General features: G+C 73.5%; 19 protein-coding genes. 12 read left to right on the top strand and 7 right to left on the bottom strand.

The annotated features are described in order from the left end of the window. Window positions 1-39: 39 nt before the first annotated feature. Window positions 40-657, bottom strand: a complete 618-nt coding sequence (locus ACH4VX_RS21390) for a TetR family transcriptional regulator (protein ID WP_398369259.1) — start codon at window positions 655-657, stop codon at window positions 40-42. Further along, window positions 657-1,274, bottom strand: a complete 618-nt coding sequence (locus ACH4VX_RS21395) for a hypothetical protein (RefSeq protein ID WP_398369127.1) — start codon at window positions 1,272-1,274, stop codon at window positions 657-659. Before ACH4VX_RS21395 ends, ACH4VX_RS21390 begins: the two co-directional genes overlap by 1 nt. A gap of 176 nt (window positions 1,275-1,450) precedes the next feature. Between ACH4VX_RS21395 and hmgA the strand changes: the two genes are divergently transcribed. From hmgA to ACH4VX_RS21410, 3 genes are read left to right on the top strand one after another with little or no spacing between them, the layout of a single operon-like run. Next, window positions 1,451-2,767: a homogentisate 1,2-dioxygenase gene (gene hmgA, locus ACH4VX_RS21400; RefSeq protein WP_398369129.1), complete on the top strand. Its 1,317-nt coding sequence runs from the start codon at window positions 1,451-1,453 to the stop codon at window positions 2,765-2,767. A gap of 27 nt (window positions 2,768-2,794) precedes the next feature. After that, on the top strand, window positions 2,795-3,544 hold the full coding sequence (locus ACH4VX_RS21405) for a GntR family transcriptional regulator (RefSeq protein WP_398369131.1): 750 nt from the start codon (window positions 2,795-2,797) through the stop codon (window positions 3,542-3,544). A gap of 24 nt (window positions 3,545-3,568) precedes the next feature. After that, on the top strand, window positions 3,569-4,753 hold the full coding sequence (locus ACH4VX_RS21410; protein WP_398369133.1) for a type ISP restriction/modification enzyme: 1,185 nt from the start codon (window positions 3,569-3,571) through the stop codon (window positions 4,751-4,753). A gap of 3 nt (window positions 4,754-4,756) precedes the next feature. Here ACH4VX_RS21410 and ACH4VX_RS21415 read toward each other — a convergent pair whose 3' ends face one another. After that, the gene (locus tag ACH4VX_RS21415; RefSeq protein ID WP_398369135.1) at window positions 4,757-5,470 is read right to left on the bottom strand and encodes a TetR/AcrR family transcriptional regulator; all 714 of its coding nucleotides are present in this window, start codon (window positions 5,468-5,470) and stop codon (window positions 4,757-4,759) included. Window positions 5,471-5,532: 62 nt separating this feature from the next. On the opposite strand from ACH4VX_RS21415, the gene ACH4VX_RS21420 reads away from it, so the two are divergent. After that, complete coding sequence (locus ACH4VX_RS21420) at window positions 5,533-6,501, top strand: ATP-binding cassette domain-containing protein (RefSeq protein WP_398369136.1); 969 nt, start codon at window positions 5,533-5,535, stop codon at window positions 6,499-6,501. Continuing rightward, on the top strand, window positions 6,498-7,280 hold the full coding sequence (locus ACH4VX_RS21425) for an ABC transporter permease (protein WP_398369138.1): 783 nt from the start codon (window positions 6,498-6,500) through the stop codon (window positions 7,278-7,280). The genes ACH4VX_RS21420 and ACH4VX_RS21425 overlap by 4 nt, the downstream gene beginning before the upstream one ends. 198 nt (window positions 7,281-7,478) lie before the next feature. Here ACH4VX_RS21425 and ACH4VX_RS21430 read toward each other — a convergent pair whose 3' ends face one another. The 3 genes from ACH4VX_RS21430 to ACH4VX_RS21440 all read right to left on the bottom strand — a co-directional run bounded on the left by ACH4VX_RS21430 (window position 7,479) and on the right by ACH4VX_RS21440 (window position 9,238). After that, on the bottom strand, window positions 7,479-7,754 hold the full coding sequence (locus tag ACH4VX_RS21430; protein WP_398369140.1) for a hypothetical protein: 276 nt from the start codon (window positions 7,752-7,754) through the stop codon (window positions 7,479-7,481). Between the two features lie 126 nt (window positions 7,755-7,880). Then, on the bottom strand, window positions 7,881-8,699 hold the full coding sequence (locus tag ACH4VX_RS21435; protein ID WP_398369142.1) for an anti-sigma factor domain-containing protein: 819 nt from the start codon (window positions 8,697-8,699) through the stop codon (window positions 7,881-7,883). Then, entirely contained in the window at window positions 8,696-9,238 is a 543-nt protein-coding gene (locus ACH4VX_RS21440) for a sigma-70 family RNA polymerase sigma factor (protein ID WP_398369143.1), read from the bottom strand. Before ACH4VX_RS21440 ends, ACH4VX_RS21435 begins: the two co-directional genes overlap by 4 nt. A gap of 234 nt (window positions 9,239-9,472) precedes the next feature. Between ACH4VX_RS21440 and ACH4VX_RS21445 the strand changes: the two genes are divergently transcribed. The 4 genes from ACH4VX_RS21445 (at window position 9,473) to ACH4VX_RS21460 (ending at window position 16,191) form a co-directional block, all read left to right on the top strand. After that, window positions 9,473-11,005, top strand: coding sequence for a DUF4331 domain-containing protein (locus tag ACH4VX_RS21445; RefSeq protein ID WP_398369144.1), 1,533 nt, complete (start codon window positions 9,473-9,475; stop codon window positions 11,003-11,005). 336 nt (window positions 11,006-11,341) lie between these two features. Next, entirely contained in the window at window positions 11,342-13,060 is a 1,719-nt protein-coding gene (locus ACH4VX_RS21450; RefSeq protein WP_398369146.1) for a tetratricopeptide repeat protein, read from the top strand. After that, window positions 13,057-14,529, top strand: coding sequence for a sulfite exporter TauE/SafE family protein (locus tag ACH4VX_RS21455; protein WP_398369147.1), 1,473 nt, complete (start codon window positions 13,057-13,059; stop codon window positions 14,527-14,529). Before ACH4VX_RS21450 ends, ACH4VX_RS21455 begins: the two co-directional genes overlap by 4 nt. Window positions 14,530-14,538: 9 nt before the next feature. Further along, window positions 14,539-16,191, top strand: a complete 1,653-nt coding sequence (locus ACH4VX_RS21460; protein WP_398369148.1) for a protein kinase — start codon at window positions 14,539-14,541, stop codon at window positions 16,189-16,191. Window positions 16,192-16,194: 3 nt separating this feature from the next. Here ACH4VX_RS21460 and ACH4VX_RS21465 read toward each other — a convergent pair whose 3' ends face one another. After that, a complete protein-coding gene (locus ACH4VX_RS21465) occupies window positions 16,195-17,001 on the bottom strand; it encodes an SGNH/GDSL hydrolase family protein (protein WP_398369150.1) in 807 nt (268 codons plus the stop codon). Between the two features lie 598 nt (window positions 17,002-17,599). Here ACH4VX_RS21465 and ACH4VX_RS21470 point away from each other — a divergent pair. From ACH4VX_RS21470 to ACH4VX_RS21480, 3 genes are read left to right on the top strand one after another with little or no spacing between them, the layout of a single operon-like run. Next, window positions 17,600-18,421, top strand: coding sequence for a glycosyltransferase family 2 protein (locus ACH4VX_RS21470; RefSeq protein ID WP_398369152.1), 822 nt, complete (start codon window positions 17,600-17,602; stop codon window positions 18,419-18,421). Further along, the gene (locus ACH4VX_RS21475; RefSeq protein ID WP_398369154.1) at window positions 18,418-19,425 is read left to right on the top strand and encodes a glycosyltransferase; all 1,008 of its coding nucleotides are present in this window, start codon (window positions 18,418-18,420) and stop codon (window positions 19,423-19,425) included. The genes ACH4VX_RS21470 and ACH4VX_RS21475 overlap by 4 nt, the downstream gene beginning before the upstream one ends. Then, window positions 19,418-20,218 carry a polysaccharide deacetylase family protein gene (locus ACH4VX_RS21480; RefSeq protein ID WP_398369155.1) on the top strand — a complete coding sequence of 267 codons (801 nt, stop codon included), beginning with the start codon at window positions 19,418-19,420 and terminating at the stop codon, window positions 20,216-20,218. The genes ACH4VX_RS21475 and ACH4VX_RS21480 overlap by 8 nt, the downstream gene beginning before the upstream one ends. The last annotated feature ends 42 nt before the right edge of the window (window positions 20,219-20,260 follow it).

The following is a 20,260-nucleotide window of genomic DNA, read 5'->3' on the forward strand; positions in this document are numbered from 1 at the left end:
CGGAGGAGGGCGCCCGGAAGGGGCACCCGGAGGGAGCGCTCAGTCCAGCGCCCGGGCCAGATACGCCCGCAGCATCTCGCGCAGTTCGCCGATGACCTTCCCGTCCCCCTCGGGCGCCATCCGGAACGCCAGGTGGACGAGGGCGTCGGCGGTCTCGACGGCGACGAGGAAGGCGCGGCGCAGGTCGTCGTCGGCCTCGCGGCCGAGGTAGCCGGAGAGCAGGTCGGTGAGGCGGCCGGCGACGCGGTGATTGGGTTCGGCGCGGCGGGTGCCGACGGGTATCTGGTTGCCGAAGTCGACGAGGGAGAAGCCGGGGGCGGTGCGCTTCATGTCGAGGTACTCGTCGAGCACGACGTCCATGGCGTGCCGCCAGCCCCGGTCGCCGGTGGCCTCGAGGCGTTCGGTGACCCGTTCCGTGAAGCGCTCCAGGTTGCGCTGGGCCAGCGCGTCGGCCATCTGGCGCTTGTTGCCGAAGAAGCGGTAGACGGAGCCGATGGGCACGCCGGCGCGCTGGGCGACGGCACGGGTGCTGAGGTCGTCGTAGCCGACCTCGTCGAGGAGTTCGGCGCAGGCGTCGAGGATCCTGGCCAGCCGTTCGGCGCTGCGCCGCTGCACCGGCGCTCGGCGGAGCGATGTCGCGTGGGGCACGGGCCTCATCATGCCCGCTCGTCCCCGCCCGGTGAACCTCGCCCTCCCCTACGGTCCCGCCCGTCCGTTTCGCGTGCCCGTTCCGGGGGTGCCGTGGCGGTCGGCTCGGCGCTCGGGCCGGGGCTCGGTTCCTGGTCCGACACCGTGATGTCGGCCGTGCTCTCCACGGGCTCACCGCCCACGGCCCACACCGAGCCGTCGTCGGCGTACAGGCGGGCGGTGACGTGGTGCGTGCCGCGCGGGACGGAGTGGCCGGGGAGGTGGTACTCGGGGGTGCGCAGCAGGGCGACGCGGCGGCCGTTCAGTTCGAGGTGTGCCAGACCGCGGCCGGCCACCGCGCGTCCGCCGGTGCCGTCCGGCGAGAAGCGGAAGTTGCGCACGGTCAGCCGTACGTCCCAGCCGCCGTCGGTGTCGGGGGTGACCTCGACGCCGACGGCGGGCGCGTCCTCCTCGTCCACCTCGCGGTAGGGGCGGCCCTCCTCGTCCCGCTCGTCCAGGAGTTCACCGGCCGGCGAGGACGGCTTCCCGTCCTGCCCCCGGGCATCACTCGGACCGCAGCCCGCGGATCCGGCCAGGAGTGCGACACAGACCGCGAGCGCGGTGATCAGGCTCCGCGTCCACGACATGCCCGGGAGCGTAGAACACGGGTGCGACCTCGCGGATCCCCCTGAAGTCGGGTTCCGCGTCCTCCGTCGAGAGGAGGAGGGCGGAGCGGCGACGGAGATCGCGTCACCCCCTTGCGCCGCGGAAATCGCAATCCTACGGTGTTGCATAGGAATCCGATCGCAAGGGAGCACCGGTCATGAGCGGGGACGCGCGCAAGATCGCCGAAGGGCTGGAACACCTCTCCGGTTTCGGCAACGAGCACAGCTCCGAGGCGGTCCCGGGCGCCCTGCCCGAGGGCCGCAACGCGCCGCAGCGCGCGCCGCTCGGGCTGTACGCGGAGCAGCTGAGCGGTACGGCGTTCACCGAGCCCCGCGCGGAGAACCGCCGCTCCTGGCTGTACCGGATCCGCCCGTCGGCCGCCCACCCGGCGTTCACCCGCACGGGCAACGGATCACTGCGCACCGCGCCCTTCACCCAGACCGTGCCCGACCCCAACCGGCTGCGCTGGAACCCGCTGCCGGAGCCCGCCGAAGGCACCGACTTCCTGGCCGGGCTGTGGACCCTGGGCGGCAACGGCGACGTCACCCAGCGCACCGGCATGGCCGTACACCTGTACCACGCCACCGCCTCGATGGACCGGGTCTTCAGTGACGCCGACGGTGAGCTGCTGATCGTCCCCGAGCGCGGCGGATTGCTGCTGCGCACGGAGTTCGGACTGCTGCATGTGGAGCCGGGACACATCGCGTTGATTCCTCGTGGGGTGCGGTTCCGTGTGGACCTCCTTGAGGACTCTGCCCGCGGTTACGTGTGCGAGAACTATGGGGCGGCGTTCCGGCTCCCCGACCTCGGCCCGATCGGCGCCAACGGGCTGGCCAACGCCCGGGACTTCCGGGCGCCCGTCGCCGCCTACGAGGACGTCGAGGGGCCGGTGGAGGTGGTGAACAAGTTCTGCGGCAACCTGTGGTCGGCCACCTACGACCACTCCCCGCTGGATGTCGTCGCCTGGCACGGCAACCATGTGCCCTACGCCTACGATCTGCGCCGCTTCAATGTGATGGGCACCATCTCGTACGACCATCCGGACCCGTCGATCTTCACGGTGCTGACGTCTCCGAGCGACACCCCGGGTCTGGCCGGGGTGGACTTCGTGGTCTTCGCGCCGCGCTGGCTGGTGGGCGAGGACACCTTCCGGCCGCCGTACTTCCACCGGAACGTGATGAGCGAGTACATGGGCCTGGTCGAGGGCGCGTACGACGCGAAGGCGGAGGGCTTCGTGCCGGGCGGGGGCTCGCTGCACAACATGATGTCGGCACACGGCCCCGACCGGGAGACGTTCGACAGGGCGAGCGCCGCGGAGCTGCGCCCGCAGAAGATCGACGACGGCCTGGCCTTCATGTTCGAGACCCGCTGGCCGGTGTCCCTGACCCCCCAGGCCGCACGGGCGGAGCACCTGCAACAGGGCTACGACCATGTGTGGCAGGGGCTCGAGCGTCACTTCCAGCCGTTGCACTGAACGTTCTCCGACCGGTACGGATAGCCCGTGACCTCCTTCGCTCCGGATTCGATCGTCCTGAACCGCAAGTTGCCGCTCTGGTATCAGGTGTCGCAGTCGCTGCGCGCCTCGATCCTCGGCCGCTCGCCCCGGGACCCCCTGCGTCTGCCCACCGAGGAACAGCTGGCCGGGCACTACGGGGTGAGCGTGCTGACCATGCGGCAGGCACTGAAGGAGCTGGAGGACGAGGGGCTGATCACCCGCCACCGCCGGCGCGGCACGTTCATCGAACCCGGCGTCCGGCGGGGCGCCCCGGTGCGGCTGCTGGGCTCGGTGGACGCGATCGTGGCCCAGCAGTCCGGCATGACGACCGAACTGCTGGAGCACGGTCCGGCGCCGGTGCCGGCGGAGATCGCCGAGTACTTCCCGGACCTGTCCGAGGCGGCGGCGTACCACCGGCTGCGCAGCGACGAGAAGACGGGCGAGCCGACCAACCACGCCCGCAACTGGGTCCGTCCCGAACTGGCCGCCCGGATCGACCTGGACGACCTGGTGCGGTGGCCGATGACCAAGGTGCTGCGGGATGCCGTCGGGGCGGACATCAGCCGCATCACGGACACCGTGGAGGCGCGGCTCGCGGACCCGGAGACGGCACGGCTGCTCCAGGTCCCGCTGCTCAGCCCGATCCTGCACTACACGGGCATCACCTACGACACCGACGGCCGGCCCCTGGACGTGGCCGTCATCAACTACCGGGGCGACCGCTTCTCCTTCACGGTGACGCTGGACGCCACCTGATCCGGCGCGCCCGCACGCCGTACGATGCCCTGCGTGACGCACGACGACGCTCCGCTGCTGGCGGACCTCATGCCGTGGTCCGTCGCACCGCCGCGGCTCGGCCGGGGGTGGCCGGCGGCCCCCGACGCGGCGTCCCTGAAGGCCCGTTGGGACGCCCTGGTGAAGGCCGAGGGGCCGGACCGCGAGGCGCTGTTCCGGCCGACGCGCTCCCGGACGCCGCACACGGCGGTCGGACAGCTGCCGGGCCGGAGCGGCGGCACGGAGAGGCTGGCCCGCGCGTCGGGCCCGTGCCCCGAGCCGGTACGGGTCCTGTACGCCCCGTTCGACGAGCAGTGGCTGATCCCCGACCAGCGGCTGATCGACGCGGCCCGGCCGGAGCTGTGGCGGGTGGCGGACGAGCGGCAGATCTTCGTCGTGGAGGCGGGCACGGCCCAGGCCCTCACCGGTCCACCCCTGCTGGCCACTTCGCTGCCGCCGCTGCTCCGCACCGGCCGCATCCGTCCGCTGTACCGCCGGCCGGGCGCCGCGGAGCCGAACCTGGCCCCGGGTCTGACGGAACACCTCGCCGCCAGGCTCGGCCGGGACGCCTCGCCGGTGGACGTCCTCGCCTGGGCGATGGCGGCGGCGCGCGTCACGCCCGCCGGGCTCGCGGTACCGCTCACCGGGGACGCCGGTGTGTGGGCGCGGGGTGTCGCGGTGGGCCGCCGGATGCTGTGGCTGTCGCGGCGCGACGGGGAACGGCCCAGGCTTCCCGGCGGGCGCCGCCCGTACGTGCGCGCCCCGCTGCCCTCCCGGCCGGCGACCGTGGACTACGACCGGGACGAGGAGACCCTGCTGCTCGACGAGGGCCGTATCTCCCCGGTGCCGCCCGAGGCCTGGGACTTCGAGGCCGGCGGTGTGCGGGTGCTGGAGCGGTGGTTCGCGGCCCGCACGGAACCGGCCGAGCCGGGCACCCTGGCCGCGATCGGGCCGGCCGGCTGGCCCCAGAGCCGGACCTCGGAGCTCCTGGAACTGATCACGGTCCTCGCCCTGCTGGCCGAACTGCGCCCGGAGCAGGGGGCGCTGACGGACCCGGCCGTCCCCGACCCGGTCACACCGGCCGAGCTGCGCGCGGCGGGCGTGCTCCCGGTGCCGTCCTCCGCACGCCGCCCCGCCTCGGTGCTGGACTCCCGCGAGGAGGGGCCGGAGGGCCAGCTCGCGCTGGTCTGAGGGTCAGCCGCGGGGCTCGAAACCGTCCAGCATCCGGCCGAGCGCCCGCTCGAACACCGCCTCCAGATCGATCGGTCCGGCGTCCTCCGCGAAGGCCGCCGCCATCCGCGGGTACTCACCGGTCGCGATCCGGCCGCCCAGATAGGCGATCCGGACGGCGTTCTCCTGCTCCTGCGACCAGGGCAGCGAGCGGGTGCGTTCGGCGGTGGCCAGCTCGTTGGTGACGTAGGTCGTCACGACACCGTTCAGCATCGCGATCAGCTCCAGCTTGGTGCCGTAGGGCCCGGCGAGCGGGTCCAGGCAGACCAGGCAGTGTTCGAGATAGCGCAGGGAGTTGGGGCTGAAGCCGTAGACCGGTGACATCAGCCGCGGCAGCCACGGATGGCGGTGCATCAGCGCGCGGGTCTGGTGGGCCACCCGGAGCATGTCGGCACGCCAGTCGCCACCGGGCTCCCACAGCTCGTGCTCGCCGCCGACCGCGTCCACCATCAGCTCGTACAGGTCCTCCTTGCGGGGGACGTAGTTGTACAGCGACATGGTGCCGCAGCCCAGCTCGGCGGCGACGCGGCGCATGGAGACCGCGTCCAGGCCCTCGGCGTCCGCGATCCGCACCGCCGCCGCCGCGATGTCGGCGCGCGTGTACGCCGGTCGCGGTCCACGGCCGGTGCGCTCGGGGCGCGCCCAGATCACTTGGGGTTCGGCCGCTCGGCCCGCCATCGGTCATCACCTCCCCACCATCGTAGTTACGTACACCGTACGTAGTGCGCTATGGTCACCCCATGACTACTACGTACGCTGTACTTAGTGAGGGTCTGGAGAAGCGCTTCGGGGACGTCCATGCCCTGCGCGGGCTGGATCTGGCGGTGGCCGAGGGCACGGTGTGCGGGGTGCTCGGGCCCAACGGGGCGGGCAAGACGACCGCCGTCCGGCTGCTGACCACGCTGCTGCGGCCCGACGCGGGCTCCGCGCGGATCGCGGGCCACGACCTCGTACAGGAGGCCGCCGCCGTACGGCGCAGGATCGGCGTCACGGGCCAGGACACCTCGATCGACGGGGACCTCACGGGCCGCGAGAACCTGCGGCTGTTCGCCCGGCTGCACCGGGTGGGCGGGGCGGCCGCACGGGCCGCCGAGCTGCTGGACCGCTTCGGGCTGGCGGAGGCGGCCGACCGGCCGGCGTCCGGCTGGTCGGGTGGTATGCGGCGCCGGCTGGACCTGGCGGCGAGCCTGATCCGCCGTCCCGAGGTGCTGTTCCTGGACGAGCCGACGACCGGGCTCGACCCGGCCAGCCGCAATCTCATCTGGGACGCGGTCCGCGAGCTGACCGGCGAGGGCACCACCGTGCTGCTCACCACCCAGTATCTGGAGGAGGCCGACCGACTCGCCGACGACATCGCCCTGGTGGACCGGGGCCGGGTCGCGCACACCGGCTCGCCGGCCGAGCTCAAGGCGCTGGTCGGCACGCACGCCGAGGTGGTCGTGGCGGACGCGGAGGCGCTGGTGGCGGCGGCCGGGGTGCTCGACCGGCTGACGGGCGCGCGGCCGTCCCTCGACCGGGAGCGCAACGCCGTCGGCGCGGTCACCAAGGACTCGACGCTCACCCTGCCGCACCTGGTGCGCACGCTGGACGCGGCGGGTGTGCCGCTGCTCGACGCCAGCCTGAGGCCGCCGACCCTCGACGACGTGTTCCTGCGGCTGACCGACGGACAGAGCCTCCACCCCTCCGACGACAAGGAGCGTGCCGCATGAGCACGTTGGCGTACGACGGCACCGCGATGCTCGGCCGGCAGCTGCGGCGGATGCGGAACAACCCGGGGCTGCTGGTCCTCACCCAGACGATGCCCGTCAGCATGCTGCTGTTCTTCGGCTATGTCTTCGGCAGCGCGCTCGCCGTGCCGGGCGCCGAGTACCGGTCCTTCCTGGTGCCGGGGCTGCTGGTGGCGACGGCGGCGGGTGGTGTCATGACCGGCATGTTCCAGTCGGCGCAGGACGTCCACCGGGGGGTGACGGACCGGTTCCGCACGCTGCCGATGAGCCGGGCGGCCGTACCGGTGGGGCAGGCGGCGGCGGACGTGCTGGTGACGGCGGCCGGGACGGTGCCGTTCCTGCTGGTGGGGCTCGCGGTGGGCTGGCGGGTGGAGGGCGGCGTACTCGAAGCCGTGGGCGCCGTCGCCCTGTTGCTGCTGTTCCGGTTCGCCTGCGTGTGGATCGGGATGTACCTCGGTCTGCTCACCCGGAACGAGGAGGCGGCCGGTCAGCTGGGCGGGGCGACCTTCCTGCTGCCGCTGCTGTCCAGCGCGTACATCCCGACGGCGGGGCTGCCGGACGGGCTGCGCACGGCCGCGGAGTGGAACCCGATCAGCGCGGTGGCGACGGCGCTGCGGGATCTGTTCAACAACGCGCCGGTGCCCGACGGGGCGGCCTGGCCGGTGGCGCATCCCGTCGCGGGGTCACTGGGGTGGTGCGCGGTACTGCTCGTGGTGTTCGTGCCCCTGGCGGTACGGCAGTACGGGCGCGGGAGGGAGTGAGGTCCCACGGCGTGTCAGGTCCCTGCCAGGGTGGAGCCGGCCGGTGTGCCCCCGGCGCGCTGCCGGGTGGGAACGGGGGCTCCGGCACGGGGAGGTGCGGGTGCCGGATCGAGCGCCGGACGCCGTCGGCACCGCGGGGACGACGGACGGGGCGGGGGCGCTGCGCCGGGACGGTGGCGGGCCGTCCGGGCGCTGGCGCTACCGGCTGCCGAACAGGGAGCGGCGCAGCCGACGCAGCGGGGCGAAGAGCGAGACGCGGCTCGCCCGGGCCCGCGCGCTCCTGGCGCCGCGGTCGTGCGCGGTGTCACGCGCGATGAGCTCGCGCATCAGCGACGTCGCCTCGGCCGTCTCCCGCTGGGGGACCGCGGGTCCCCCGAGGATCGAGAGATGGCGGTCGAGACGCGAGCTGGTCGCGCTGCTACCGCAGGTGATCGCAGGGACCCTGGCCCTGCTGCGCACTGTTATCTGTTCCATGTCACTCCCCACCCGTACGAGTCCACCCGGCCCGGGCAGGGTAACCCTATCGCCCCGTCCGGGCACTCGTGTATCGAGGTCACAGGATTCACCTTCCCCATAAGGGGGTTGACGAACACTCGTCGATTACTCTCCGAATCCGACCGTTTTCAGGGCGAGTTGAACGACAGGCTGCGAGGTGGGCTGCGGTGACCCGCCATCGGGTTCGACGGTCACGGCGAGTGACGTCGCGGCGGTGTCGAGGCCGGAGGCGATCAAGGGCGTGTCGCCCTCGAACAGCCCCAGGGAACGCGGTCGTGCGTCCGGGCCCATGAGCCAGAGCTGGCGCACACGCCCGTTCGGAGGGTCGCCGTATCCGCCGAGGGTGACGACCGCGCCGCGGATCGATGCGGAGGCGATCACTCCGATCGTGCGGCCCCGCGCGTCCCGGCCGCTGCTCGCGCGGGCGTCCGGGGCGCCGAGAACGTGGGCGATCTCACGTGAGCGGTCACGTTCGGCGTTCAGCTGGTCCTGGGTCCGGTTCGCCTGCACGGCGAAGAGCGCGGCGACGACGAGCGCCGCGGCGGCGGTGGCCGTCGTGAACGGCACGAACAGCGGCGTACGGCGCCTCCCGCGGGCCCGCGGCGGGGGCGCGGTGCCCCAGACGTGCGGCGGGAGCTGCGGCGCACGCGCGCGTGCCGGTTCCCGGGGCGCGGGTTCCTGCGGGGTGGTCCGTACCGCGGCCAGGACCCGGTCCCGCATCGCGGCGGGCGCGGGCGCGGCCGTGGACCAGGCGAGGCGGACGGCGTCCTCGGCGAGGGCCCGCACCTCGGCGGCACAGCGTGCGCAGGACGCCAGATGCTTCTCGAAGCGGATCCGTTCGGCGGGTTCCAGGGCGTCGAGGGCGTAGGGGGCGGCGAGCGAGTGCGGGTCACCGCGGCGCGGCAGTCGGTCGAACAGACTCATGCCGCGCCTCCCAGGCAGTCGCGCAGGCGGGTCAGCCCGTCGCGCATACGGGTCTTGACCGTGCCCAGCGGCAGTGACAGCCGCTCGGCCACCTCCCGGTAGGTGTAACCGTCGTAGTAGGCGAGGGTGACCGACTGTCTCTGGAGCGCGGTGAGGCGGGCAAGACAGCGGCGCACCCACTCGCGTTCGAGTCCGGCCTCCACCTCCTCGGCGACCTGGTCGAAGGCGGGACCGTGGCCGCGCCGGGCCTCGCGCTGCTCGCGTTCACCGGCCGCGCGGGCGCTGCGTACCCGGTCGACGGCGCGGCGGTGGGCGAGGGTGAGGACCCAGGACAGCGCGCTGCCCCGGCCGGGATCGAACCGCGCGGCGGAGCGCCAGAGTTCGAGCAGCACCTCCTGGGCCACCTCCTCGGACTGGGCGGGATCGCGCACCACGCGCCGCACCAGCCCGTACACCGGCCCGGAGACCAGCCCGTACAGGTCCTCGAACGCCTTCTGGTCACCTCCGGCCACAAGCACCAGCAGCTCGTCCGCCTCCAACGCGCATCCCCCTCTCGGGCCCCTGCGGGCCGCCCGGTCACACGAGGCGTGCGAGCCTCCGGACGGTAAGTACGGATCGACGGACCGAAAACGCGGGTCGGCAGCGAGAAATGCTACGGGTGGACCGGCGTGGGGGAAGAGGGCCCGGACGAGTTTCGGAACTCGACCAATCCGGCCCGCCGCGCGTTCCGAATGCCCTTGCGTCAAGGCAAGTCGGCACTGAGGACGGACGGCATGACAACTGATTCCAGGACCGGTGCGGGGCGCGGGAGTCTCGCGACCCTGATCTGTGGTGCGCTGGCCGCCGGAGGGCTCGCAGCCGCCGGCGTGACCGTGCTGGAACCCGGGGCGGCCTCCGCCTCCAGCCATCGGGAGGCCCCGCTGATCTCGGGCACCCCGCAGTACGACAACACGGACCTGTACGCGTTCGTCAGCCCCGACAAGCCGGACACGACGACGGTCATCGCGAACTGGATCCCCTTCGAGGAGCCCGCCGGCGGACCGAACTTCTTCACGTTCGCCGAGGACGCGCAGTACGACATCCACATCGACAACAACGGGGACGCGCAGGGCGAGCTGCTGTTCCGCTACACCTTCAAAACCCACACGAAGAACGACGGGACGTTCCTCTACAACACCGGTCCGGTCACCGGCCTGGACGACCAGGATCTCAACATCACGCAGACCTACGACATAGAGCTGCTGAAACTGAAGGACCAGCACGCGGTGTCCCGTACGAAGATCGCGGACGACGTGCCGGTCGCGCCGTCGAACGTCGGCAAGGCGTCCATGCCGGACTACGACACGCTGCGCGAACAGGCGGTGCACGAACTCGCGGGCGGGGCTACGACGTTCGCCGGGCAGGCCGACGACCCGTTCTTCCTGGACCTGCGGGTCTTCGACCTGCTGTACGGCGGGAACCTCTCCGAGGTCGGCAACGACACGCTCAAGGGGTACAACGTCAACTCCCTCGCGCTCCAGGTGCCGACCGACATGATCACCGAGTCGGCGGACCAGCCGGTCGTGGGCATCTGGTCGACGACACAGCGCAAGAACGCCGAGGGGCGCTTCGTGCAGGTGTCACGGCTGGGCAGTCCGCTGGTCAACGAGGTCGTCAACCCGCTGAAGGACAAGGACACGTTCAACGCGTCCGGACCGTGGGACGACGCGCAGTTCCTGAAGAACGTCACCGAGCCGGAGCTGCCGAAGCTCATCGAGGCGATCTACAAGATCGACGCGCCGGACGAGCCGCGCAACGATCTCGTCGACGTGTTCCTGAAGGGCGTCGAGGGGCTCAACCAGCCGCCGCATGTGACGCCGTCGGAGATGTTGCGCCTGAACACGTCCATCGAGCCGGCCGCCGAGCCGAAGCGGCTGGGCGTCCTGGACGGGGACAACGCCGGCTTCCCCAACGGGCGGCGGCTGACGGACGACGTGATCGACGCGTCGCTCCAGGTCGTCGAGGGGGAACTGGTCGGGGCGAAGAACGACCTGGGTGACGCGGTCGACGCCAACGACAAGGAGTTCGGGGCGGCCTTCCCGTATCTGGCGAACCCGACGGAGGGGTCGCGCGGGCCGCTCGCCAAGGGCGTGGACGGCGGCAACGACGTGCGCAACCAGCTCGGTGACGCGCTGCGGCCGGCGGGTGCGGAAGGGGACGACAACACGGCCCTGGTCGCCGCGTCCGCCGGTGCGGGGGCCGGTGGGCTGCTGCTGATCGGCGCGGCGCTGACGTGGTGGCGCCGGATGCGCGGCCGGGCGCACTGACCCCGGCCCTCCGACCGGCGCGGTCCGTCCCCGCGGCACGGGCCGCGCCGCCGACTCCCGCACCATCCGGCGAACGACCGAGGAGCGAGGCCATGCCTCCGCGTACGAACGACAGCCCTCCGGACGGCGAGCGCGGCACCGTACCGCCCGTACCGGCGGAGCCCGGCCACGACAGGACACAGGACGAGGCGGCACGTCTCCGCGACCCGGGCGGGGAACGTGCCCGGGCCGGGAACCGGGGGCAGCCGCCCCGGGAGACGGACCGACGGCGCGCGGTGGACGGCCGCCGGACGGACGACGGGCGGGAAGCGGTGACGGAGCGCCGGGCAGGCCACGGTGAGGACCTGTCCGGCGGGGGGGGGGGCCCCCCCGGGGGGGGGCCCCCCGGGGCGGGGGGGGGGCCCCCCGCCCCCCCGCCCCCGGGGGGCGGGGGGGGGGGGGTGGGTGTTGGGGGGGGGGGGGGGGGGGGGGGGGTGCGGCGGGGGGCCGGCGGGGGGGGGCGGGGGGGGGCGGGCGGGGGCGGCCCCGGGGGGGCCCGGGGGGGGGGGGGCCCCCCCCCCGGGGGGCCCCCCCCCGCCGGTCGACGAAGCCGGCCCGCACGCCGACGACTGCGGCGGCGGCGGCGGTCAGGATGTCGGTTCAGGCGGTGCAGGCGGTGCAGGCGGTTCGGGCGGTGCAGGGCAGCGGGGTGGCGCGCCAGGGCGGTTCTCCGCTGCCGCGCGGCGGTCCCGCGGGGTGCGTCTCGCGGTGTGTGCCGGGTTGCTGGCCGTCGCGATGACCGCGGGGGCCGTCGCGGTGGGGGGTGGACAGGACGAGGGGCGGGCCGGGGCGGCCGGTGCCGCGCCGGTGGTCGTCGCCGGGGTGCTCGCCGGGAGCGATCTCGGTGTCGGGATCCGGTCGTTGCAGGCTCATCTGCGGGCCCAGCCACGGGACTTCGGTGGCTGGGCCACCCTCGGAACCGCCTATGTCGAGCAGGCGCGGACCCTGGGGGACCCCTCTCGCTATCCGCAGGCCGAGCGGGCGCTCGGGCGTTCCCTCGCCCTCGAACCCGGCAACGAGCAGGCCCTCGCCGGGCAGGCCGCCCTCGCCGCCGCGCGGCACGACTTCACCGGCGCCCTGGCGTACGCCGACCGGGCGCTGGAGCAGAACCCCTACAGCGAACGCGCCCTGTGCTCCCGTGTCGACGCGCTGGTCGAGCTCGGCCGGTACGAGGAGGCCGCCGGGGCCGCCGCCACCGCCGACCGCAGGCGGCCGGGGGTGCCCGTGTTCACGCGGTACGCGTACGTACGGGAGCTGCGCGGCGATGTGCGCACCGCGCGGGAGGTGCTGCGACGGGCCCTCGACAGCGCGGCCTCGCCCGCGGACGTGGCGTACGTCGCGACCGCGCTGGGACAGCTCGCCTGGAACCGGGGTGAGTACGGGACGGCTCTCACGCACTACGCGCGGGCGCTCGCCGCCGACGACGACCACCTCCCCGCCCTGGAGGGCCGGGCCCGCGCGCAGGCCGCGGGCGGCGACCGCGCGGGCGCCATCGAGACGCTGGAGCAGGTCGTCGACCGCTCCCCGCTGCCCGGGCCGCTGGTCGCCCTCGGCGAGCTGTACGAGGACCGCGGCGGCGACGGCGACCGCGCGAAGGCACGCGACCAGTACGCCCTCGTCGACGCCTGGACCGCGCTGGCCCGGACCGGCGGGGTCGACGCCGACCTCGACACCGCGCTCGCCGCCGCCGATCACGGGGACGCCGGTGAGGCGCTGCGCGCGGCCCGCGCGGAGTGGGACCGGCGGCACAGTGTGCACACCGCGGACGCCCTCGCCTGGGCCCTGCACGTCAACGGCCGCGACGAGGAGGCCCTTCCGTACGCCCGCCGCGCCACGGCCACCGGCTACCGCAACGCCGCCTTCCTCTACCACCGGGGCATGATCGAGAAGGCCACCGGGCACGACCGCGCCGCCCGCGGCTCCCTCACCGCCGCGCTGGAGCTGAACCCCGGCTTCTCCCCGCTCGGCACCCGTGCGGCCCGTGCCGCGCTGAAGGAACTGGAGGCGGCACGTTGAACCTCCGCCGCCGCGTCGCCGCCGGTGCCGCCGTCCTCACCGCCGCCTGCGCGCTCGCGCTGGTCCCGGCCGGCACGGCGAGCGCGCACCCGCTCGGCAACTTCACCGTCAACCGCTACGACGGGCTGGTGGCCGCGCCCGGTGAACTCCGCGTCCACCATGTCGAGGACCTCGCCGAGATCCCCGCCACCCAGGCCGGGCCGGACATCGAACGGCTGGGCAGGGACACCTGGGCCCGGCAGCGCTGTGCCACGGCCGCGCGGGACAGCGCGGTGCGCGTCGACGGGCGGGCGGTCACGCTCACCGTGCGCGACGCCCACGCGCGCGTGCGGCCCGGTCAGGCGGGGCTCGACACCCTGCGCGTGGAGTGCCGGCTGATCGCGCCCCTCCCGCGGGAGGAAACAGTCGACCTCCGCTTCCGCGGGGCGGGCGGGTCGTCCGGTCCGGGCTGGCGGGAGATCACCGCGCGGGGCGACCGTACGACGCTCACCGCCTCGGACGTGCCGACGGCCTCGCTGTCCGGTGGACTGACCCGGTATCCGGAGAAGCTGCTCTCGTCCCCGGCCGACACCAGGACCGCGGCCCTGCGCATCCGCCCGGGCGGCCCGGCGCTGGCGGAGGAGGAGACCGACGCGCCCGCCTCCGCCGTACTCCCGCGCGGCGCCGACCGCTGGACCCGCGCGCTCGACGACCTCGTCGCCCGGCGCGACCTGACCGCGGGGTTCGCCGCGCTCGCGCTGCTGATCGCCGTCGGGCTCGGCGCGCTGCACGCGCTCGCCCCCGGTCACGGCAAGACGCTCATGGCCGCGACGGCGGCGGCGCGCGGAGGCAGGGCCCGGCTCGGGGACGTCCTGCCCATGGCCGCCTCGGTCACCGTCACCCACACGCTCGGCGTGGTCGCCCTGGGCCTGCTGGTCACGGCCGGTTCGGCCGCCGCGCCCTCGGTGATCGCCTGGCTGGGCATGGCGAGCGGCGTCCTCGTCACCCTGGCCGGCGCGAGCCTCGTACGCCGGGCCCTGCGCAACCGGAACCACACGCACCACCACGAGCACGAGCACAGCCACCGGCACCCGCACGGACACACGCACACCCACGGCGGTCGCACCCACACCCACCCCACCGCCCCCACGCTGCGCGGCACGATCCTGCTCGGTTTCGCCGGCGGGCTGGTGCCCAGTCCGTCCGCCGTCGTGGTGCTGGTCGGCGCCGCGGCCCTCGGCCAGGCCTGGTTCGGTCTGCTGCTCGTCGTCGCGTACGGCGTCGGACTGGCCCTGACGCTCACCGCGGCCGGGTACGCGGTCGTGAAGGCGGGCAGCGGTGCGACCAGGCTGCTGGCCCGGCGCCCCCGCTGGACCGCGGCCCCGTGGGCGGCTCTTGTGCGCCGGAGTGCGCCCCTGGGGTCGGCGTTCGTCGTCGTGGCCCTGGGAGCGGGATTGGTGTTCAGGGGGGCGGCATCCGCACTCGGCTGAGCTACTTTCATGAGGAAAGGGAGAATTCGCCCGGATGCGAAGGGGAGCGCCGTGTCCGAAGAACCGGGCAGTGAGCGGGTGGTCGCGGGCCGGTACCGGCTGCTGTCACCGCTGGGCGAGGGCGGCATGGGCACCGTGTGGCGGGCCCGTGACGAGGTGCTGCACCGCGAGGTCGCCGTCAAGGAGGTGCGCGCCCCGGCCGGACTGCCGGCATCCGACGTGGAGCGGATGTACGCCCGGCTGGAGCGGGAGGCGTGGGCGGCGGCCCGGATCACCGACCGCAACGTGGTGACGGTGTACGACGTGGCCACCGAGGACGGCCGCCCGTGGATCGTGATGGAGCTGGTGCGCGGTCTGTCGCTGGCCGAGGTGCTGGACGCGGAGGGGCCGCTGTCGCCGCAGCGGGCCGCGCACATCGGCGCGGAGGTGCTCGCCGCGCTGCGGGCCGCGCACGGGGCGGGGGTGCTGCACCGGGACGTGAAGCCGGCCAACGTGCTGATCGCGAACGACGGGCGGATCGTGCTCACCGACTTCGGGATCGCCATGGTCGAGGGCAGTTCCGCGCTGACCATGACGGGGGAGGTCGTCGGTTCGCCCGAGTTCCTCGCGCCGGAGCGGGCGCTGGGGCGCACGCCGGGGCCCGAGTCGGACCTGTGGTCGCTCGGTGTGCTGCTGTACGCGGCGGTCGAGGGCCACTCGCCCTTCCGCCAGGACACCCCGCTCAGCACGCTGCGGGCGATCGTCGACGAGGAGCTGCCGCCATCGCGCCGGGCCGGTCCGCTCGCCCCGGTCGTCGAGGGGCTGTTGCGGAAGGATCCCGCCGAGCGGCTGTCGGTGGAGCGGGCACAGCAGGACCTGCGGATCGTCGGGGCGGGGGGCACTCCCCGCGCGGAGACGGCGCGTCCGGTGCCGTACACCCCGACGGTGGCCGCGCTGCCGCACCCGGGGACGCACTCGCCCGCTCCCCCGTCGCCGGTCACGGGAGGGCCGGCGTCGACCACCGCGGTCACCCGGCCCGGGCGCGACCGGCGCGCCGCGGTCGCCCTGGTGGCGGGTGTGGTCGTCCTGGCCCTGGCGCTGGCCGGGCTGACGTACGCGCTGCTGAACCGCGGGGACGGCGAACCCGACGCCAAGGGCGCCGGGGGCGAGGCGAGTTCGCCCGCGCGCACCGGTGACGACGAGGACGACGGCGGGACGCCGACGACGGACGGTCCGACGCCGTCCCCGACCGCGGGCGAGGAGAAGGAGGAGAAGTCCGCTCCCCCGCCGCAGACGGTGTCGGTGACGGTGGAGGGCGCGCACACGGAGTACTCCGGGAGCTGTCCGCCGGCGCACGCGCAGGCGCCCGCGTTCACGGCGACGTTCACGGTGGGGCGGTTGCCGGCCGAGGTCTCCTACCGCTGGGTGGCCGAGGACGGCTCGGTGACCGATCCGGGCTGGCGGAAGCTGTCGTTCCCCGAGGGGGGCGGGCGTACGAAGCACGACACGGTGGTCGTGACGACGTACTCGGAGACCGGGACGTTCGAGAGCGAGATCGGTGTGGAGGTCCGGGAGCCGGTGCGGACGGCCTCCGGGACGGTGCCGTTCTCGGTGACGTGCGAGCCGGAGACCCCGACGGGCGGGGCCTCCGCGTCTCCTTCCGGTTCGGACGACGGGTACTGACGGTCAGGCCGCGGCGTCGAGCGCCGGCAGATAGCCGCCGGACTGTCCGGCGGCCGTCGGGTGGTACGAGTTACCGATGTTGAACCAGTCCATGCTGTGCAGCCAGGAGCTGCCGGAGCAGATCTCGTGGCCGGTGAAGGTGGTGCGTACGTCGCCGAAGATGAAGCCGTGGGCGCCGGCGCGCCGGGCGATGGCGTCGTCGAGGTGGTCGGCGGCGTCGTTGATCGCTTTCCGCTTGGTCTCGGAGAGACCGACGCAGGAGGTGCCGAGCTTGTAGAAGCGGGGGTAGCCGACCACCACGACACGGGCGTTGGGGGCCCGGTCGCGGATCGCCGAGTAGACGCTGTCGAGCCTGCCGGGCAGTGTCGAGTCGACGTACGCCTTCGCGGTGGCGATCCGCGAGAGGCAGGTGCTGTCGGACTGGAGCACACAGGTCGTCATGACGTCGGCGAAACCGGCGTCGTTGCCGCCGACGCTGAGGGAGACCAGGCCGGTCGAGGTGGAGAGCGTGCCGAGCTGCCCGGAGAGAACATCACCCGTTCGGGCGCCGGAGCAGGCCTTGAAGTCGAAGGACGAGGGTGAGTTGGCGGCCGCCCAGAGGTAGGGATGGGCCTTCGTGCTGCGCTTGCAGTCGCCGCTGCCGGAGATGTAGCCGCCGGCTCCGACGCCGGAGGCGTAGGAGTCGCCGAGCGCCACGTAGCCGCCCGCGGCGGCCTGTTGGGACGCCTGCGCCGTCGTGGCCCCGGTAAGGGCGGTGGTGGCGGCGAGGAGGAGCGAGCCGAGGAAGATGACAAGTCGGGAACGTCTCATGGAACCTCCCTTTAGCAGGATCTCTGCCACAACCGTGGTACCAACTACGCGTGTTGACCGGAAGTGTTCATGCCAAAACTGTTGCTGTTCGACACTGGACGAAAACTGACCGCAGGGACTTTTGGGCCCTTGACGACCCCTACGGGGTGCGCCACATTGAAGCCCGGCATCCGACGCTTCGGGGGGCAAAGTCGGCCATGCGGAACCACGCATCCGGGCAGGAGACTTACGTAACGGTCAAACCAACAAAAACGTGAGTTGCCGTTCCAGGTCTTGCCATTCGGGTTCAATCGTCAATACCGTCGTACATCTCACCCGCATCGGTCCGTCAGCAAGCGGCTCCAGGGGAGGGCTCAGGACCGCGACGAACCGGCGCGGGGCGCGGTAGGGGGGTGCCGTGCTCGGTGACCGCATGGGTGACCGAGCCGTGCCGCGCGGTCGGCCGCCGTTTTCACGGCCGGCCAGTTTTGCCAGCTCACCCGGCGTGCATGTCGGCAGCATCGGCGTGCCCGTGGGGTGAGAACCCCCCTTTCGAACCGGACGAACAGCCGGGCCGCCCGAGGGGCGGGCGGTCCACCGGACGAGAGGGACCAGACTCATGAGCTCCGTTCTGCAGCCGGCGGCCGAAAACCAGGATCCGCCGGCCGCCCGCACGTACCGGCCCATCTCCTCTCACCTGGCCATCGCGCCGCCGGTGAGCGTGGTGATACCGGCCATGAACGAGGCGGAGAACCTGCCGTACGTCTTCAAGACGCTTCCCGACTGGATCCACGAAGTGGTCCTGGTCGACGGCAACTCCACCGACAACACCGTCGAGGTGGCCCGCGAACTGTGGCCCGGCGTCAGGGTCGTCGGACAGCGCGGCAAGGGCAAGGGGGACGCGCTGCGCTCCGGGTTCGAGGCCTGCACCGGCGACATCATCGTGATGGTCGACGCGGACGGCTCGGCGGACGGCAACGAGATCGTCAGCTACGTCTCCGCGCTGGTCTCCGGCGCGGACTTCGCCAAGGGGTCCCGCTTCGCCAACGGCGGCGGCACCGACGACATGACGTTCATCCGCATGCTGGGCAACCGGGTACTGTGCGCCGTCGTCAACCGCAAGTTCGGCGCGCGGTACACCGACCTCTGCTACGGCTACAACGCCTTCTGGCGGCACTGCCTGGACAAGATCGAGCTCGACTGCACCGGCTTCGAGGTCGAGACCCTGATGAACATCCGGGTCGTCAAGGCCGGCCTCAAGGTGCAGGAGATCCCCAGCCACGAGTACCTGCGCATCCACGGCACGAGCAATCTGCGCGCCGTGCGCGACGGGCTGCGCGTGCTGAGAGTCATCCTCGGGGAGCGTTCCAACCGGCGTGCGCTGCGCCGGCGCCCGCACCCCTCGCCGCTGCTCGACACGGTCCGGGAGAGGGTGTCTTGAACGATCCCGGCACCCCGGGCGTCTCGGTCGTGATCTGCGCCTACACCGAGGACCGCTGGGAGGACGTCCTCGCGGCGGTCGCCTCGGTACGGGCGCAGTCACGGCCGGCCCTGGAGACCCTGCTGGTCGTCGACCACAACCGGGCTCTCCTGGACCGTCTGGGCGAGGAGTACAAGGATTCCCCGGACGGCGCCGTCGTGCGGGTGCTCGCCAACGCGGGCCCCCGCGGCCTGTCCGCCGGCCGCAACACCGGAATCGCCGCCTCGCGCGGCGGGATCGTCGCCTTCCTCGACGACGACGCCGTGGCCGAGCGCGACTGGCTGAAGCACTTCGCCGAGGCGTACGACGATCCACGCGTGATGGCGGTCGGCGGGCGCACCGAACCGGTCTGGGCGTCGGGCCGGCGTCCCGACTGGTTCCCCGAGGAGTTCGACTGGGTGGTGGGCTGCACCTACCGGGGCCTGCCGCGCGGGCGGGTGCGGGTGCGCAACGTGCTCGGCGGCAACGCCTCCTTCCGGCGCGAGGCCTTCGACGCGGCGGGCGGCTTCGCCACCGGCATCGGCCGCGACGGCAGCAAGCGCCCGCTGGGCGGGGAGGAGACGGAGCTGTGCATCCGCCTCAGCCGCGCCCGCCCCGACGCGGTCCTGCTGATCGACGACCGCGCGGTGATCCACCACCGGGTGCCCGAAGTCAGGGAGCACTTCCGCTACTTCCGTACGCGGACCTACGCCGAGGGGCTCTCCAAGGCGCTGGTGGCCCGCAGCGTGGGGGCGGAGAAGGGGCTCGAGTCCGAACGCCGGTACACCACGCGCGTACTGCCGGCCGGGGTGGTGCGGGGGCTGCGCGACGCCCTGCTGGCCCGCCCGGGCGGCGCGGGACGCGCGGGGGCGATCGTGGCCGGGGTGCTCACGGCGGCCGGCGGCTACCTGGTGGGGAGCGTGCGGGCCCGGCGGGGCGGGGTCACGTTCTCCGTGGTGGGGATCGAGGGGGCCGGCCGTGACTGACGTACGTGTGCCGATCCTCATGTACCACGCGGTCGCGGCCGATCCGCGCGAGGCGACCCGCGCCCTGTCCGTGACCCCGGAGGCGTTCGCCGAGCAGATGGCGGTGCTCGCGGACCGGGGCCTCACCCCCGTCACCACGGCCGAACTGGCCGCGCACTGGCGCTCGGGCCGACCGCTGCCCGCGCGGCCGGTCCTCGTCACGTTCGACGACGGCTACGAGGGCGTGCACCGGCACGCGCTGCCCGTGCTCGCCGGGCACGGCTTCCCGGCCACCCTGTTCGTCTCCACCGGCTGGCTGAAGGGACCGTACGACACCGGCGGAGGCCCGGACACCATGCTCGACTGGGACCAGGTGCGCGAACTGGCCGACGCGGGCATGGAGATCGGCGGGCACAGCCACAGCCATCCGCAGCTCGACCGACTCGACGACCGGCGGCTGCGCTCCGAGCTGATCCTGTGCAAGGAGATCGTCTCGGACCAGCTGGGCTCCGTACCCGCCTCGTTCGCGTATCCCTACGGCTACTCCAGCCGCCGGGTGCGCCGGGCGGTGCGGGAGACGGGGTACGCCCAGGCGCTCGCCGTCGGCAACGGTCTCGCCCGCCGCGCCCAGGGGCCTTACGCCCTGCGGCGCGTGACGGTGCGGCGGTCGACGTCCGCCGCCGAGTTCGAACGGCTGGTGGAGGGGCGGGCCGTCACGCGCGCCTTCGCCCGGGACCGCGCGCTGACCAAGGGGTACGCGGTGGTGCGCCGGGCCCGGCAGGCACGGTGGCCGGTCGGCCGGCCACCGGACTGAAGCGTGGACGGCAACCCGCGCGCACCCCGGAAACCGGGTGCG

It is taken from the genome of Streptomyces sp. NPDC020731, from assembly GCF_044334705.1.
Lineage (GTDB): Bacteria > Actinomycetota > Actinomycetes > Streptomycetales > Streptomycetaceae > Streptomyces.

Coding starts and splice junctions, on each gene's coding strand:
- ACH4VX_RS21390 (WP_398369259.1), bottom strand. CDS start 657: ATGAGGCCCGTGCCCCACGCGACATCGCTCCGCCGAGCGCCGGTGCAG.
- ACH4VX_RS21395 (WP_398369127.1), bottom strand. CDS start 1,274: ATGTCGTGGACGCGGAGCCTGATCACCGCGCTCGCGGTCTGTGTCGCA.
- hmgA (WP_398369129.1), top strand. CDS start 1,451: ATGAGCGGGGACGCGCGCAAGATCGCCGAAGGGCTGGAACACCTCTCC.
- ACH4VX_RS21410 (WP_398369133.1), top strand. CDS start 3,569: ATGCCCTGCGTGACGCACGACGACGCTCCGCTGCTGGCGGACCTCATG.
- ACH4VX_RS21415 (WP_398369135.1), bottom strand. CDS start 5,470: ATGGCGGGCCGAGCGGCCGAACCCCAAGTGATCTGGGCGCGCCCCGAG.
- ACH4VX_RS21420 (WP_398369136.1), top strand. CDS start 5,533: ATGACTACTACGTACGCTGTACTTAGTGAGGGTCTGGAGAAGCGCTTC.
- ACH4VX_RS21425 (WP_398369138.1), top strand. CDS start 6,498: ATGAGCACGTTGGCGTACGACGGCACCGCGATGCTCGGCCGGCAGCTG.
- ACH4VX_RS21430 (WP_398369140.1), bottom strand. CDS start 7,754: ATGGAACAGATAACAGTGCGCAGCAGGGCCAGGGTCCCTGCGATCACC.
- ACH4VX_RS21435 (WP_398369142.1), bottom strand. CDS start 8,699: ATGAGTCTGTTCGACCGACTGCCGCGCCGCGGTGACCCGCACTCGCTC.
- ACH4VX_RS21445 (WP_398369144.1), top strand. CDS start 9,473: ATGACAACTGATTCCAGGACCGGTGCGGGGCGCGGGAGTCTCGCGACC.
- ACH4VX_RS21460 (WP_398369148.1), top strand. CDS start 14,539: ATGAGGAAAGGGAGAATTCGCCCGGATGCGAAGGGGAGCGCCGTGTCC.
- ACH4VX_RS21465 (WP_398369150.1), bottom strand. CDS start 17,001: ATGAGACGTTCCCGACTTGTCATCTTCCTCGGCTCGCTCCTCCTCGCC.
- ACH4VX_RS21470 (WP_398369152.1), top strand. CDS start 17,600: ATGAGCTCCGTTCTGCAGCCGGCGGCCGAAAACCAGGATCCGCCGGCC.